This is a genomic window from Parasphingorhabdus sp. DH2-15 (assembly GCF_051668705.1).
In the GTDB taxonomy this organism is placed as follows: domain Bacteria; phylum Pseudomonadota; class Alphaproteobacteria; order Sphingomonadales; family Sphingomonadaceae; genus Alterisphingorhabdus.
Genome location: NZ_CP196351.1, coordinates 1,387,464 through 1,403,082 on the forward strand (window position 1 = coordinate 1,387,464; position 15,619 = coordinate 1,403,082).

The following is a 15,619-nucleotide window of genomic DNA, read 5'->3' on the forward strand; positions in this document are numbered from 1 at the left end:
TGCACTAGGCCTTGCCTTAGCCATCGACCGTGTATAGACGCGCATCAGGCCCGTTTTGACCATCAGGGCAGCATAAAGCGGAAAGCATATATTATGAAAATAAGCGGTGTTGATATTCGCCCCGGCAATATTTTGGAATATGAGAATGGCCTTTGGAAAGTAGCCAAGATCCAGCATACCCAACCTGGCAAAGGCGGGGCATATATGCAGGTTGAAATGAAGAACCTAATGGATGGTCGCAAAACCAATGTTCGCTTCCGCTCGGCCGATACGGTCGAAAAAGTACGGCTTGATACCAAGGATTTTCAATATCTTTATGCTGATGGCGATATGCTGATCTTCATGGATCAGGAAAGCTATGAGCAAATTAACCTACCCATTGACCTTTTGGGAGATGCTGCAGCATTTTTGCAGGACGGTATGCAGGTTATGTTGGAATTGTATGAAGAAAAACCGATTTCCGTACAGTTACCTGAGCAAGTTGAAGCAGAGATCGTAGAAGCCGACGCTGTTGTAAAAGGTCAAACAGCGTCATCAAGCTATAAACCGGCAGTTCTCGACAATGGCGTGCGCATCATGGTGCCGCCGCATATTGGTAGCGGCACGCGTATCCTGGTTGATGTTTATGAACGGACCTATGTTGGTAAGGCGGGCTAAACGAATGACGAAGAAACCTCTTAAAAAAGCGGCTTTTATGGGGTGTGCGCTTGCCCTGACAGCCATTCCCACCACTGTCATTGCTCAGGATACAACCGTTGCCCCACCAGCGGCAACGGTTCCTCCGGCTCCGCAGCAACCAGTTGATCCAGCGGAATTTCAACAAGCGTTACGTTTGCTTTCGATTATGAATGCAGCTTTCTCAAACACCAATGTCAATGAAGTGACAAAGGCCAAATTGTTTGACTGCATGTTTTATAACTCGCTTCGGCAATTAAACTCTGGCGTCCAAACCACCTTTAAAGACAATCCAGAACTGTCATTTGATAACAATGTGCACCTTTTCAGGGTCGCCACTGCGATATGCGGTGTGACAGCCGAAGAGCTTGCAAAGCCTCCCGCAAATGCTCCAGCGAACCCTCCGGCTCCAGCGCAGCCACAAGCTGAAACACCTGGCCGCTAATGCCATTATTATCTGGTCTTATGCGCGTGATGGAACGCGCCGCTCGTAAAGCGGGAACGCGCTTGCGCCGCGACTTTGGCGAAGTGGAGCATTTGCAGGTTTCCAAAAAAGGCCCTGCGGACTTTGTTTCAAAAGCTGATATGCGCGCCGAGCGGACACTATATGATGAATTACTGGCGGTAAGACCTGATTGGGGTTTTGTGCTTGAAGAAGGCGGCACCATTGAAGGTGACCCTGATAAGCCGCGCTGGATTATTGATCCGCTGGATGGAACATCTAACTTTTTACACGGCATTCCCCATTTCGCTATCTCTATCGCTGTGCAACAGCCAAAGCTAGATGGTTCGGGCTGGGGTGAAGTCACTGCGGGCCTTATCTATCAACCGCTGACGGATGAAAGCTATTGGGCTGAAAAAGGGCAGGGTGCTTGGCTTGGCGACCGCAAACTGCAAGTCTCTGCTCGCAATCGGCTTGATGAAGCATTGGTTGCGACGGGTATTCCCTTTATGGGCCATGGAGACTTTGCTGAATGGTCGCGTATTTTCGGAGCGATCGGGCCGGAAGTAGCTGGAATCAGACGCTATGGATCTGCCGCGCTTGATTTGGCTTGGTTGGCTGCTGGCCGCTATGATTGTTTCTGGGAAAGCGGACTAAACAGTTGGGACGTTGCCGCCGGGATATTGCTGGTGCGGGAAGCACGCGGCTTTGTGACGGATTATCGTGGAACGTCCAACGCCATGGAGAAACGGCAGATTTTGGCGGCTAACGATCAACTTCATTCAAAAGTGCACAAGATCGTCGCCGGGGCTTTGAGAAACGCCTAAGCCAATCAGTTACAGCCCGGCATCTTGCAAAGATTGAACCAGCATATCGTCGCGCACAAGAATAGGGTTGTCCGGCATTATGGCGGCCATTCGGGATAACCATTGTTTGAGCGGGGGTACTTGGGCCGCAGTCAATTCCTCTTCCAAACCAGCCATATAGCCGAAAACTATCTGCGGAAAGAGCGAGAGATCAACCAGTCCGGGCGTCTCTTGCTCGCCAAAAAATGGCCCGGCACCCAGATGTACCAGCATTTCACCAACCAAGCCCATTTGAAACTCTTGCTGGCTAATCGACATATCAAAATTCTTAGCAAGCTCTTTAATGAATGGCGCGTTTTTCAATATCATAGGCCATTGATGACGGATATGTTCCGGCAGAGGAGAATGGCCGCTGACCAGTGCCGCCAATCGCCATGCGCGAAAGCGAAAGGCTAGATTGTCGGGGGCAGCAATCGCACCGCGAAAAATTCCGGCCATAAAACGATCGCTTACCCAGCTATCAATTTCCATAATTTTGGAGCGAGCATCGGAAGAGGTCGGCAATAGTGGTTTTTCAGGAAAGACCTCATCAAGCCATAGGCCAATAGGTGTGGAGTCTCTTTTCCAGACACCATCTATCTCCAGCACAGGAACCTGTGTTCCGCCAAAAGCGGCTAGATTCTCCTCCGCATTAAACGGATTGATGCCAACAAAACTGAAATCAAGGCATTTATATTGCAGAAAAGCGCCCACTTTACGAACATATGGGCTGGTGCAATAGCCATATAATGTGATGTCTGGCATATGAGATTATCCCCTAAATGGCGTGCAAAAGCATGAAAATATATACTCCAGACAGGTTGCCGGAGATGATGTCAGATCATGATAGCTGCATAATGCAAAAAATGCACATAAGCATGCGGGAAAAAATATAGGCTATCTCTTGCAGTGGCGGTTTAGCTAGCCTAATAGCACGATCAACAACTTATGCCGCTCGTGGAGCCTATAGTGACCAGTCAAATCGAATATCTTCCTATCTTGCTATTCTTGGGCGTAGCCTTAGGGATTTCGGTCCTTTTCGTGTTTTTGCCTATGGGCGTTTCACGCTTGACCGGCACCCACAATCCCACTGTCGACAAGCTGACCGAATATGAATGTGGTTTCCCCGCTTTTGAAGATTCGCGCAGTCAGTTTGATGTCCGTTTCTACCTCGTCGCTATTTTGTTCATTATTTTTGATCTTGAGGCGGCTTTTCTCTTCCCTTGGGCTGTGTCGCTTGAGCAAATTGGCTGGGCCGGATGGCTGACCATGATGGTTTTTCTGTTCGAATTGATCATCGGCTTTGCTTATGCTTGGAAGGTCGGGGCACTGGAATGGGAATGACACTGACCGTAATCGGCATGTCAGCTTATGTGAGCGCAATATTATGAACAATATCATCCAACCACCTGCCGCCGATATCACGCCGCCAGATGCAGATTTTTATAAAGATCTGTCATCAGAGGTGAATGATAAGGGCTTTTTGGTCACTTCGACGGAAGATCTGTTTCAATGGGCCCGCACTGGTTCGCTTTGGTGGATGACTTTTGGTCTGGCTTGCTGCGCTGTTGAGATGATCCATGTGAACATGCCGCGCTATGATATGGAGCGTTTTGGCGCCGCGCCGCGCGCTTCACCGCGCCAGTCAGATGTTATGATTGTGGCTGGCACCTTGTGCAACAAAATGGCTCCAGCTATGCGCCGCGTCTATGACCAGATGTCGGACCCGAAATATGTAATTTCCATGGGATCCTGCGCCAATGGGGGTGGCTATTATCATTACAGCTATTCGGTGGTGCGCGGTTGTGACCGCATTGTTCCAGTGGACATCTATGTGCCCGGATGCCCGCCAACCGCTGAAGCGCTGCTTTATGGTGTGATGCAGTTGCAGCGCAAAATCCGCCGTATCGGCACGCTGGATCGTTAAGGGGCGATTGAGAACAAAATATGGGTCATAAAGCACCAGCTATTGCCGATCGTCCAAATGCCGCGCAGGATATTACTGCGCGATTGGGTAAGGATCTTCTAGAAACCATCGACGCGTTTGATGAATTGGCTCTTGTCGTACGGCGTGACGCTATTGCCGATGTCTTGCAAATATTGCGCGATGAATTTGACTATCAGCAATTGGTGGAAATTGCTGGTGTTGATTATCCAGAGCGCGCCGAGCGTTTTGATGTTTGCTATCATCTGCTCAGCCTGACTGCTAATCACCGCATCCGCGTCAAAATCAGCACAGATGAAGATACACCAGTGCCAAGCGTTACGCATATTTGGCCCGTGGCTGGCTGGTTGGAGCGTGAAGTCTTTGACATGTTTGGTGTGATTTTTGATGGCAATACTGATTTGCGCCGGATTTTGACCGATTATGGCTTTAAGGGGCATCCGTTCCGTAAGGATTTCCCGCTTAGCGGCCATGTTGAAATGCGCTATTCCGAAGAAGCGAAGCGCGTTGTTTATGAGCCGGTGCAACTGGCTCAAGATTTCCGCAGCTTTGACTTTATGTCACCATGGGAGGGCGCGGACTATGTACTGCCCGGTGATGAAAAGGTTGATAATGGCAAAAGCGGGGGAGGCAAATAATGGCTGAACTGCTGGACGAAATGGAAGGCCGTGCTGACGGCGCTGATCCGACACAGGGTGATCTGGATATCCAGAATTACACCATTAACTTTGGCCCGCAGCACCCTGCCGCACACGGCGTTTTGCGCATGGTTATGGAGCTGGATGGCGAGATTATTGAGCGGGTTGATCCGCATGTTGGCCTTTTGCACCGCGGCACGGAAAAGCTGATAGAGCATAAAACCTATTTGCAGGCTTTGCCCTATTTTGATCGCTTGGATTATTGCTCGCCATTGGCGCAGGAATATAGCTATGTGCTGGCGATTGAAAAACTGCTCGATCTAGAGGTGCCAGAGCGGGCGCAATATCTGCGCGTCCTGTTTGCTGAGCTGACCCGTATCTGCAATCATATGCTCAACATTGGTGCGCATGTTATGGATGTGGGCGCGATGACACCGAACATCTGGGTGTTTGAAATTCGTGAGCAATGTTTGGAGTTTTTTGAGCGGGCCAGCGGTGCGCGGATGCACTCGGCATGGTTCCGTCCCGGCGGTGTGCATCAGGATGTGCCGCTCAAACTGTTGACCGATATTGCTGACTTCCTTGATACTTTCCCCAAATTGTTTGAAGACGCGATGAGCCTTGTGGTTGATAACCGCATTTTCAAACAGCGTAATGTCGATATCGCCACCGTTAGCAAAGATGACGCGATCAAATGGGGCTTTTCTGGTCCGATGATCCGCGGTTCCGGCATCGCCTGGGATCTGCGTAAGTCACAGCCTTATGATGTGTATGACCGGATGGATTTTGAAATCCCTGTTGGCACGCGCGGTGATTGCTATGACCGTTTCATGGTGCGGGTTGAGGAAGTGCGTCAATCCGCGCGCATTATGCGCCAATGTCTGCAGCAAATGCCGGAAGGCCCCATTGCATCAACCGACCGCAAAATTGTCCCGCCCAAACGCGGCGAAATGAAGCAGTCTATGGAAGCACTGATTCATCACTTCAAGCTTTACACCGAAGGCTTTCACGTGCCCGCTGGCGAAGTTTATGTCGCCACCGAAAGCCCCAAAGGCGAATTCGGTGTCTTTCTGGTAAGCGATGGCAGCAACAAACCCTATCGCTGCAAAATCCGTCCAACCGCTTTCAGCCATCTGCAAGCCATGGATTTCATGTGCAAAGGCCATATGCTCCCTGATGCCACCGCAATTCTCGGCGCAATCGATGTTGTGTTCGGGGAGTGTGACCGGTGAGCACTATCGCACCATTAATACTTTTGATCTTATTTCCCGTCTGGCTCGGCTTAATGTTCAGTTGGCTGGTCAAGCGGTTGACTAAGGCAAAGCGTGTCCCGCTCTGGCCAGTATTTGTTTCCTGTGTGTTTGCGTGGGTTTTATGGCCTTTGTTGGTAGTTACAGGAGCGTCTGATGGCTGATACCCCCAACACACCTGATGAAGCAGAAATGCGCGCCCGTTGGGGCGGTTTTGCTTTTACTGCGGCCAACGCAAAGCAGGCGAAGAAAGTTATCGCGCGCTATCCTGAGGGACGTCAACGCTCGGCAGTGATGCCGTTGCTTGATCTGGCGCAGCGTCAGGTTGGCGAAGAAACACAGACACAGGGCTGGCTTCCCGTGCCTGTGATCGAATATGTGGCTGAAATGCTGGATATGCCGTTCATGCGTGCTTATGAAGTGGCGACTTTCTACACCATGTATAATCTGGCACCAGTTGGCCGCTATCATGTGCAAGTGTGTGGCACTACACCCTGTATGCTGCGCGGCAGCGATGATGTTATGGCAGCGTGCAAGAATAAGGGCATGGTCAAGGGTAAGACAACGCCCGATGGCATGTTTACCCTGACTGAAGTTGAGTGCATGGGCAATTGCGCAACAGCGCCCATGTTTCAGATCAATGACGACAATTATGAAGACCTGACCTATGATAGTGCCAGCGCCATTTTGGAAGCGCTTGCCAAGGGTGAGCAGCCAAAAACAGGAAGCCAGATCGCTGGCCGGCAATCGAGCGAGCCAGAAGGCGGTGTGACTTCCCTTGCGGCCATGGTCGACAGCAATCATGATTACCGGAAGGACTATTAATGTCTTTTGATTTCCTTAGCGATAAAGATCGTATCTTTACCAATCTCTACGGCTTTCAGGATTGGGGCCTTAAGGCCGCTAAAAAGCGCGGCGATTGGGATAAGACTAAAGACCTGATCGGGCGCGGCAACGATGCCATTATTGAAGAGATGAAAGCCTCTGGCTTGCGCGGTCGTGGCGGCGCTGGTTTCCCCACTGGCCTGAAATGGTCCTTCATGCCCAAAGAGGCCCCTAAGGACAAAAATGGCAATCCGCGCCCTAGCTTTCTGGTCATCAATGCCGATGAGTCGGAGCCGGGCAGCTGCAAAGATCGTGAAATTCTGCGTCATGATCCGCATAAATTGATTGAGGGCGCTTTGGTGGCGGGTTTCGCGATGCGCGCGCGGGCGGCCTATATTTACATTCGCGGTGAGTATATCCGTGAAGCAGAGACGATGTTTGCCGCTGTTGAAGAGGCGTATGCCGCAGGTCTGCTAGGCAAGAATGCCGCGAAATCGGGCTATGATTTTGATGTCTTTGTCCATCGCGGTGCGGGCGCATATATTTGCGGCGAAGAAACCGCGATGATTGAGAGCCTAGAAGGTAAGAAAGGCCAACCGCGCCTGAAACCGCCATTCCCTGCTGGTGCAGGTCTTTATGGCTGCCCGACCACAGTTAATAATGTTGAGAGTATCGCCGTTGTGCCAACCATATTGCGGCGCGGCGCTGCCTGGTTCTCCAGCTTTGGGCGTGAGAATAACAAGGGCACGAAACTGTTCCAGATTTCCGGCCATGTTGAGAAGCCTTGCGTGGTTGAGGAAGCGATGAGCATTCCTTTTCGCGATTTGATTGAGAAGCATTGCGGCGGCATCACCGGGGGGTGGGACAATTTGCTGGCGGTCATTCCCGGCGGTTCTTCGGTACCCTTGGTGCCAGCATCGCAAATTATGGATGCGCCAATGGACTTTGACGGCTTGAAAGAGCTTGGTTCTGGTCTGGGTACAGCAGCGGTCATCGTAATGGATAAATCCACCGATATTATTCAGGCGATCAGCCGTATCAGCTATTTCTACAAGCATGAAAGTTGCGGCCAATGTACGCCATGCCGTGAAGGCACGGGCTGGATGTGGCGTGTGATGGAAAAAATGCGTCAAGGCACAGCCGATATTGAAGATATCGACACCCTATATGAAGTCACCAAACAGGTAGAGGGCCATACAATCTGTGCATTGGGTGATGCTGCGGCTTGGCCGATCCAAGGGCTAATCCGCCATTTCCGCCCGGAAATGGAAGCCCGCATTCGTGAACAAAGCGGCGAACCCCAAGCCACCGCAATGATGGAGGCGGCAGAGTGAATATTGCTCTCCAGATAACGTCATTGCGAGGAGCGAAGCGACGCGGCAATCCAAAGCAGGTACGCGTAGCACTGGATTGCTTCGCTGCGCTCGCAATGACAATACAAGGGGCAACCTAGTGTTTTTCAGGTCGAAAAGAAAGGTGGCAACCCAGGCAGCTAAAGCCGCTCTACGGCCTTTGCTAGCAATCGCGCAAATGAAAGGGGGCATGTCATATTGGATGTGGCAAGATCCATACTTGCTGGGCTTCATGAATTTTACAGCGTCTTTTTACGCGAAAGCTGAAACAAACAATAAAATAGATGCCGCAGGGCTAGGATACGCACTGATAGAGGCCTTTGAAAATGCGTCAAATATGAACGGAACGGCTATCGCTGAAAAAATGACTGGTTTCATGGATCAGAAAGACCCAAATTTTCTGCGAAGTATGCAGGACGCCACTACAATAGCATTATATAATGCAGGTTCTATAACTGATGAAGATATCGATCCTTTGGTAGTTGAGGCTAATAAGGGAGCTGAAATCATAATGAATAATTTTGGGGGTGATCGGCTTTCAGCAGTTTCTGCTAACATGATACAACTAACATATGCGTGGCCGCTTCGTGAAATTAGGAAAGAAGAACATGCCTAAACTTACCGTAGATGGTGTGGAGCTTGAAGTTCCTCAAGGCGCGACTGTGCTGCAAGCTGCTGAGCTTGCGGGTAAGGAAATCCCGCGTTTTTGTTATCATGAGCGTTTGAGCATTGCTGGCAATTGCCGCATGTGTCTGGTCGAGGTTAAGCCTGGACCGCCCAAACCGCAAGCGAGCTGCGCGCTGCCCGCTGCCGAAGGGCAGGAGATCACCACCAACAGCGCGATGGTGAAAAAGGCGCGTGAAGGCGTGATGGAATTTCTGCTGATCAATCACCCGCTTGATTGCCCAATTTGCGATCAGGGCGGCGAATGTGATTTGCAGGATCAGGCTATGGCCTATGGTCGCGGTGGCACGCGATATGAGGAGAATAAGCGCGCCGTAACCGAAAAATATATGGGGCCGATCGTTAAGACGATTATGACCCGCTGTATCCATTGCACGCGCTGTGTGCGCTTTGCCGAAGAAGTGGCGGGCGTTGAAGATATTGGCGCGATTGGGCGCGGCGAGGGGATGCAGATTACCAGCTATTTGGAAGGCGCTGTACAAAGCGAACTTTCCGGCAATGTGGTTGATCTTTGCCCCGTTGGCGCGCTGACCAGCAAACCCTATGCATTTGAAGCACGGCCATGGGAATTGAAGAAAACCATGGGCATTGATGTGATGGATGCTGTCGGCACCAATATCCGTTTTGATGCGCGTGGACGTGAGGTTTTTCGCGTATTGCCGCGCATCAATGATGATGTGAATGAGGAATGGGCAAGCGATAAGACACGCTATGCCGTGGATGGTTTGCTGCGCCGGCGTTTGGATAAACCTTATATCCGCAAAGGTGGAAAGCTGGTCGAAGCAAGCTGGGACGAGGCATTTAAAGCCATTGCTAAGCACGCCAAAACTGCAGGTGATAAAGTCGCGGCGATTGCGGGTGATCTGGTCGATTGCGAAACCATGTTTGCTGCGCGGGAACTGCTAGGCAAAATGGGCTCGACCCTATTGGAAGGTCGGCAGACAGGATTGGCCTATGACGCAACCAATCTTGCCGCGGTGAATTTTAACAGTGGGTTTAACGGCATAGAAAATGCCGATGTCATTTTGCTCATTGGTAGTAATGTGCGCTGGGAAGCACCGTTGGTGAACACGCGTATCAGAAAAGCCATTAAGAATGGCGCGAAAGTTTTTGCTATCGGGCCTGAAATTGACTTGACATATAAGGTTGAGTGGCTGGGCGATGATGCGAAAATTCTGAAACGTCTGCCGAAAAAACTGTCTGATGCGCTGAAAGATGCAGAGCGTCCTGCTGTCATAGTTGGTGGCGGCGCGCTGGCTGTTGAAGGCGTGCATGGCGCTGCGCTTAAACTGGCCGATAAGTTCAATATGGTACGCGGCGACTGGAACGGTTTTAATGTGCTGCATTTCTCTGCGGCGCGCATGGGCGGCCTGATGCTGGGCTATGCGCAGCCAGGCGGCATGACTGATATTGTTGCGGCGAAACCAGAGCTGGCCTTTTTCTTGGGCGCGGACGAAGTGGATTTCGGGCAATTTGATGATTGTTACAAAGTTTTTATCGGCCATCATGGCGATAAAGGCGCACATGCAGCAGATGTGATTTTGCCAGCAGCAGCCTATCCTGAAAAGAATGGCACTTATGTCAATCTTGAAGGGCGGGTACAATTTTCTGACAAAGCCGTTTTCGCCCCCGGCGATGCGCGTGAAGATTGGTCAATATTGCGCGCGCTTTCTGACGCGCTAGGCCATACTTTGCCATTTGACAGTTTTGCGCAATGCCGCGCTGCAATGGTGGCCGCTGTGCCGCAACTGGCAGAAGAGGGCGTTGTCAGCTTTGATTGGTCACCGCCAAAATTGTCTGACAAGCCGGAAGGCACTTTGGCCTATCCGATCAAAGATTTTTATCTGACCAATGCAATTGCACGGGCGAGCCAGACAATGCAGCGTTGTTCTGCTGAATTGCTCCACGCCGACGATATGCTGGAGGCCGCGGAATGACCGAATTTTTCCAATCTCTGGGTATGTCATATGAATGGGCATGGTTTGTCGCCACATTGGCGGGGATATTACTGATTGCACTGCCGGTGATGCTAGCGGTGGCGTATATCATCTATTTTGACCGTAAAGTCATTGCCGCTATCTCGCTGCGGCGCGGGCCCAATGTGGTTGGTCCATTTGGCCTGTTGCAGAGTTTTGCTGATGGCTTAAAGGTCTTCCTGCAGGAAACAATCATTCCATCCGGCGCGAACAAAGGCCTGTTCCTGCTTGCGCCGATTATTACCTTTACCGTTGCGCTTCTCGCTTGGGCCGTCATCCCCTTTGGTGCAGAGGCTGTGCTGGCGAATATCAATGTCGGCTTACTCTATGTTTTGGCTATCAGTTCGCTGGGCGTTTATGGCGTGGTGATTGCGGGCTGGGCGTCCAACTCCAAATACCCTTTCTTCTCCGCTATGCGCGCGGCTGCACAAATGATCAGCTATGAAGTATCTATCGGTTTCGTGCTGGTCTGTGTGGTCATCTATGCGGGCACATTCAATCTGAACGGCATTATTGAAGCGCAGCGCGGACATGGTTTTGGTTTCGTCAACGCTTATGGCTTCAACCTTTTGCTCTTCCCGATGTGGGTGGTGTTCTTCATCTCTTCATTGGCCGAAACGGCGCGTGCGCCCTTCGACTTGACTGAGGCAGAAAGTGAGCTGGTTGCAGGGTATCAGACAGAATATAGTTCAATGAGTTTCGCGCTGTTCTGGCTGGGTGAATATGCCAATATCTTGCTAATGTGTGCGCTCAACTCAATTTTGTTCTGGGGTGGTTGGTTGCCACCATTTGAGTGGGAACCGCTATATATGGTCCCTGGTATCATCTGGCTGTTCCTGAAAATGTTCCTGACCTTCTTCCTCTTTTCTTGGATTTGGGCGACTGTGCCGCGCTACCGTTATGACCAGCTGATGCGTTTGGGGTGGAAAATATTCCTGCCGCTGTCGCTTCTGTTTGTCGTGATGGTGAGTGGCTGGATTATGTACACAAGGGTTGGACTATGAGATTTTCTATAGGCTGCGCGGCTGCGGCACTTCTGATTTCTGGCCAAGCACAGGCGGCTATCAAAGGCGGATATGACTGCACAGCAGATGCGCCATATGCTGTAAACGTTGACGGTGATAAAGTATCCGGCTCAAAAATTGAATTTGGAGATGGCTTCCCTAAAGATGCTTGGCAGTTTGATCTGAGCGTTGATGCCGAAAATGCTAAGATCAACTGGCCAAATAGCCCCATTCAGGTTTCTGGCGAGGGCCCAATCATTCCAACCAGTGAGCAATCATTTTTTACCTTCAGCCTTTCTGGCGGCCCGTGCTTGTTTACTGAAGGAAATTGTGGCGCGATGATTGACTTTGTAGAGCAGCCCGACGGTGGTTTGTTGTTCTCGATCAGGCCATCTGCAATTACCCGCCTTCCTGATGATCGCAGAGAGCCACTGCCCATTTTGATCAACGGAAGCTGTAGCAAAGAGGCAGATGCCGAATGAACGCGATTACCAGAACTCTTAAAGCTTTTACTTTGTATGAGTTTGTGCAGGCGCATGCCCTGACGCTTAAATACTTCTTCAAACCGAAGAAAACTATCAACTATCCTTATGAGAAAAACCCGATTAGCCCGCGCTTTCGTGGTGAACATGCCCTGCGCCGCTATCCCAATGGGGAAGAGCGTTGCATTGCCTGTAAATTGTGCGAGGCGGTGTGTCCTGCGCAAGCGATTACCATTGAGGCAGAGCCGCGTGATGATGGTTCGCGGCGTACCACGCGCTATGATATTGACATGACCAAATGCATCTATTGCGGTTTTTGTCAGGAGGCCTGTCCGGTTGATGCTGTGGTTGAAGGTCCGAATTTCGAATATGCCACTGAAACCCGCGAAGAACTTATCTATGATAAGTATAAATTGCTGGAAAATGGGGATAAGTGGGAACGCGCTATAGCCGCAAACCTTGAAGCGGATGCGCCTTACCGTTAAGGCGGCGCAGACGTTGATTCACGCGAACAAATCCGTTCGATTTTGATAACAATTTGGCCACCATATTGGCCGGTACAGGAAAGAAAAGCAGGGGTCAGCCAAAATGCAAGTCTTTGCCTTTTATCTGTTTGCAGCGATTGTCATCGCATCGGGCGCATTCACGATTTTATCCCGCAATCCCGTTCATTCGGTTTTGTGGCTCATATTAGCGTTCTTTAATGCTGCAGGCCTTATGGTCTTGGTTGGCGCGGAATTCATCGCCATGCTGTTGGTGATTGTGTATGTCGGCGCTGTCGCAGTGCTTTTCCTGTTTGTTGTTATGATGCTGGACATTGACTTTGCTGAGCTGCGCGCAGGATTTGCCAAAAACCTGCCGCTGGGCGTGGCGCTGGCTTTGGTGTTTCTGGCTGAGTTGGTATTCGGCATTGGTGCATGGCAAGCGGGCGGACTAGACATGGCCGAGAGCGGTGTAAGCCCTGGCCGTGAGGGCGTAAGCAACATTCAGGCCGTTGGTGAGCTGCTATATTCGCGTTATGTTTTCCTGTTTGAAGCCGCCGGCGTTATATTGCTGGTTGCTATGGTCGGCGCGATTTTGCTGACCCATCGCCAACGCTTGGGCGTAAGGCCACAAAATGTGGCGCGTCAGGTTAGCCGCAGACCCGAAGAGGCCGTGCGCAATACCAATCCTGAAACCGGCAAAGGGGTTTCGCTATGATTGGCATTGAACATTATCTGGTCGTCAGCTCCATTCTCTTTGTGATGGGTGTCTTAGGCATTTTCCTCAACCGCAAAAATGTGATCATTATTTTGATGGCAATTGAGCTTATTTTGCTGGCAGTGAATATCAATCTGGTCGCATTTAGTGCGTTTCTGGGTGATCTTGTAGGCCAGGTTTTTGCTATGTTCGTGTTAACCGTTGCTGCTGGCGAAGCGGCTATCGGCCTTGCGATCCTCGTCATATATTTCCGTAAACGCGGAACCATTGCCGTTGATGATATCAACAGGATGAAGGGCTAATTCCCATGAGCATCCAGCTTATTGTTTTCCTGCCTCTGATAGCAGCAATTATTGCCGGATTGGGTAATCGCTCGCTGGGCAATGTACCTGCAAAAGTCATTACAACAGGCGCTTTATTCGCCTCTTGTGCGTTAAGCTGGCCTATCTTTCTGGGCTTTCTAAGTGGTGATGTGCAAGCAGAGGTTGTGCCGGTACTGAAATGGGTGGCGTCTGGCGATCTGACATTTGATTGGGCGTTACGCGTTGATACTTTGACCGCAATCATGCTGGTTGTGGTGACCAGTGTGTCATCACTGGTCCATCTTTATAGCTGGGGCTATATGGATGAAGACCCTGATCAGCCCCGTTTCTTTGCGTATTTGTCACTGTTCACCTTTGCCATGTTGATGCTGGTGACAGCGGATAACCTGGTGCAAATGTTCTTTGGTTGGGAAGGCGTGGGCCTTGCATCCTATTTGCTGATCGGGTTCTGGTTCAAAAAGCCGAGCGCCAGTGCCGCAGCGATCAAGGCTTTTGTCGTAAACCGGGTCGGCGATCTTGGTTTTATGCTCGGTATCTTCGGCACATTCCTGGTTTTCGGCACCGTATCTATTCCAGAGATTTTGGAAGCTGCTCCGGGTATGGCTGGATCGACTATCGGCTTTTTGGGTTATCGGCTTGATACCATGACAGTGCTTTGCCTGCTCCTATTTGTCGGCGCGATGGGCAAATCGGCGCAGCTTGGACTGCACACATGGCTGCCCGATGCGATGGAAGGGCCAACGCCTGTGTCCGCACTTATTCACGCTGCAACTATGGTTACTGCGGGTGTCTTCATGGTGTGCCGTCTCTCACCAATGTTTGAAACCAGCGATGTTGCGCTGACCGTTGTGACTGTCATAGGCGCCGCCACGGCCATTTTCGCAGCGACTGTAGGGCTGGTGCAGAATGATATTAAGCGTGTGATCGCCTATTCCACCTGTTCGCAGCTGGGCTATATGTTCTTTGCTGCCGGTGTTGGCGCGTATAATGTCGCGATGTTCCACCTGTTCACACACGCTTTTTTCAAGGCGCTGCTGTTCTTGGGCGCTGGCTCGGTTATTCACGCCATGCATCATGAGCAGGATATGCGCTATTATGGTGGTCTGCGTAAACATATTCCGCTGACATTCTGGGCGATGATGGCGGGCACTTTGGCGATTACCGGCGTTGGCATCTACTGGATACATGCAGGTTTTGCCGGTTTCCATTCAAAAGATGCGATCATTGAAGCCGCTTTTGCCGTTGGCACTGATGCTGGCATGTTTGCCTTTGCCATTGGTGTGCTGGCGGCGCTGCTCACCAGTTTTTACAGCTGGCGCCTGATGTTCCTGACATTTTGGGGCAAGCCGCGTTGGATACAATCAGAACATATTCAGCATAGTGTTCATAAAACACCACAAGAGGCTGGCGCTGATCAAACGGGTGGTTATCATCCACATGAAAGCCCGTTTCCTATGCTAATCCCACTTATATTGCTGTCGGCAGGCGCGGTATTTGCCGGTTATGTCTTTACCCATGCCTTTATTGAAGAAGCAGCATTCTGGAACGGTTCAATCGCTTATAATGCAGGTCTCATGCACAATATGCATGAGGTTCCTCTTTGGGTGAAACTTGCTGCAAGTATTGCAATGCTAACCGGACTGGCCGCTGCATATTTTGTATACATGATGGGTGAGGGGCGTGCACAGGCTTTGGCCAAGACATTCCGGCCGCTCTACACATTCTTTTTCAATAAATGGTATTTTGATGAACTTTACGACTGGTTGTTCGTCAAACCTGCATTTGTTGTCGGGCGGCTGTTCTGGAAAGCTGGCGACCAAAATGTGATTGACCGTTTTGGCCCTAATGGTGCGGCGGCACTGGTTGGTGTTGGCAGCCGAATGGTTGGCAAAATGCAGTCCGGCTATATTTACAGCTATGCGTTGGTGATGCTTCTTGGCCTTGTCGCAGCGATCAGCTGGGCCATGGTGAAGTAGGC

17 protein-coding genes and 1 pseudogene are annotated in these 15,619 nt (G+C 50.8%); 17 read left to right on the plus strand and 1 reads right to left on the minus strand.

What is annotated here, in order from left to right; translation table 11 throughout:
• The first annotated feature begins 93 nt into the window (after positions 1-93).
• Genes efp through ACR9YC_RS06495 form a run of 3 tightly spaced genes read left to right on the plus strand, consistent with a single transcriptional unit; the run spans position 94 to position 1,944 of the window.
• Positions 94-657 (plus strand): elongation factor P, encoded by a 564-nt coding sequence (gene efp, locus ACR9YC_RS06485; RefSeq protein ID WP_438731429.1) that lies wholly within the window; start codon positions 94-96, stop codon positions 655-657.
• Positions 658-661: 4 nt separating this feature from the next.
• Complete coding sequence (locus ACR9YC_RS06490) at positions 662-1,120, plus strand: hypothetical protein (protein ID WP_438731432.1); 459 nt, start codon at positions 662-664, stop codon at positions 1,118-1,120.
• Positions 1,120-1,944 carry an inositol monophosphatase family protein gene (locus ACR9YC_RS06495; protein ID WP_438731435.1) on the plus strand — a complete coding sequence of 275 codons (825 nt, stop codon included), beginning with the start codon at positions 1,120-1,122 and terminating at the stop codon, positions 1,942-1,944. The genes ACR9YC_RS06490 and ACR9YC_RS06495 overlap by 1 nt, the downstream gene beginning before the upstream one ends.
• A gap of 9 nt (positions 1,945-1,953) precedes the next feature.
• Here ACR9YC_RS06495 and ACR9YC_RS06500 read toward each other — a convergent pair whose 3' ends face one another.
• Entirely contained in the window at positions 1,954-2,727 is a 774-nt protein-coding gene (locus ACR9YC_RS06500; protein ID WP_438731437.1) for a glutathione S-transferase family protein, read from the minus strand.
• A 204-nt stretch (positions 2,728-2,931) separates the two neighbouring features.
• On the opposite strand from ACR9YC_RS06500, the gene ndhC reads away from it, so the two are divergent.
• From ndhC to nuoL, 14 genes and pseudogenes are all read left to right on the plus strand, one after another.
• The gene (ndhC, locus tag ACR9YC_RS06505) at positions 2,932-3,306 is read left to right on the plus strand and encodes an NADH-quinone oxidoreductase subunit A (RefSeq protein WP_438731440.1); all 375 of its coding nucleotides are present in this window, start codon (positions 2,932-2,934) and stop codon (positions 3,304-3,306) included.
• Positions 3,307-3,349: 43 nt separating this feature from the next.
• Positions 3,350-3,889 (plus strand): NuoB/complex I 20 kDa subunit family protein, encoded by a 540-nt coding sequence (locus ACR9YC_RS06510; protein WP_438731443.1) that lies wholly within the window; start codon positions 3,350-3,352, stop codon positions 3,887-3,889.
• Between the two features lie 20 nt (positions 3,890-3,909).
• A pseudogene (locus ACR9YC_RS06515) lies at positions 3,910-4,512 on the plus strand (NADH-quinone oxidoreductase subunit C); the annotation flags it as partial.
• A 32-nt stretch (positions 4,513-4,544) separates the two neighbouring features.
• The gene (locus ACR9YC_RS06520; RefSeq protein ID WP_438731445.1) at positions 4,545-5,777 is read left to right on the plus strand and encodes an NADH-quinone oxidoreductase subunit D; all 1,233 of its coding nucleotides are present in this window, start codon (positions 4,545-4,547) and stop codon (positions 5,775-5,777) included.
• Between the two features lie 174 nt (positions 5,778-5,951).
• Positions 5,952-6,620, plus strand: coding sequence for a complex I 24 kDa subunit family protein (locus ACR9YC_RS06525; RefSeq protein WP_438731448.1), 669 nt, complete (start codon positions 5,952-5,954; stop codon positions 6,618-6,620).
• Positions 6,620-7,954: an NADH-quinone oxidoreductase subunit NuoF gene (gene nuoF, locus ACR9YC_RS06530; RefSeq protein WP_438731450.1), complete on the plus strand. Its 1,335-nt coding sequence runs from the start codon at positions 6,620-6,622 to the stop codon at positions 7,952-7,954. Before ACR9YC_RS06525 ends, nuoF begins: the two co-directional genes overlap by 1 nt.
• A 142-nt stretch (positions 7,955-8,096) precedes the next feature.
• Positions 8,097-8,588: a hypothetical protein gene (locus tag ACR9YC_RS06535; protein ID WP_438731453.1), complete on the plus strand. Its 492-nt coding sequence runs from the start codon at positions 8,097-8,099 to the stop codon at positions 8,586-8,588.
• A complete protein-coding gene (nuoG, locus tag ACR9YC_RS06540; RefSeq protein WP_438731456.1) occupies positions 8,581-10,593 on the plus strand; it encodes an NADH-quinone oxidoreductase subunit NuoG in 2,013 nt (670 codons plus the stop codon). The genes ACR9YC_RS06535 and nuoG overlap by 8 nt, the downstream gene beginning before the upstream one ends.
• Positions 10,590-11,636: an NADH-quinone oxidoreductase subunit NuoH gene (gene nuoH, locus ACR9YC_RS06545; RefSeq protein WP_438731459.1), complete on the plus strand. Its 1,047-nt coding sequence runs from the start codon at positions 10,590-10,592 to the stop codon at positions 11,634-11,636. The genes nuoG and nuoH overlap by 4 nt, the downstream gene beginning before the upstream one ends.
• Positions 11,633-12,118, plus strand: a complete 486-nt coding sequence (locus ACR9YC_RS06550) for a hypothetical protein (RefSeq protein WP_438731462.1) — start codon at positions 11,633-11,635, stop codon at positions 12,116-12,118. Before nuoH ends, ACR9YC_RS06550 begins: the two co-directional genes overlap by 4 nt.
• Positions 12,115-12,603, plus strand: a complete 489-nt coding sequence (gene nuoI, locus ACR9YC_RS06555; protein ID WP_438731465.1) for an NADH-quinone oxidoreductase subunit NuoI — start codon at positions 12,115-12,117, stop codon at positions 12,601-12,603. Before ACR9YC_RS06550 ends, nuoI begins: the two co-directional genes overlap by 4 nt.
• 103 nt (positions 12,604-12,706) lie before the next feature.
• Positions 12,707-13,318 (plus strand): NADH-quinone oxidoreductase subunit J, encoded by a 612-nt coding sequence (locus ACR9YC_RS06560; protein WP_438731468.1) that lies wholly within the window; start codon positions 12,707-12,709, stop codon positions 13,316-13,318.
• Positions 13,315-13,620, plus strand: coding sequence for an NADH-quinone oxidoreductase subunit NuoK (gene nuoK, locus ACR9YC_RS06565; protein WP_438731471.1), 306 nt, complete (start codon positions 13,315-13,317; stop codon positions 13,618-13,620). The genes ACR9YC_RS06560 and nuoK overlap by 4 nt, the downstream gene beginning before the upstream one ends.
• Before the next feature lie 5 nt (positions 13,621-13,625).
• The gene (gene nuoL, locus ACR9YC_RS06570) at positions 13,626-15,617 is read left to right on the plus strand and encodes an NADH-quinone oxidoreductase subunit L (protein WP_438731473.1); all 1,992 of its coding nucleotides are present in this window, start codon (positions 13,626-13,628) and stop codon (positions 15,615-15,617) included.
• Positions 15,618-15,619: the final 2 nt, after the last annotated feature.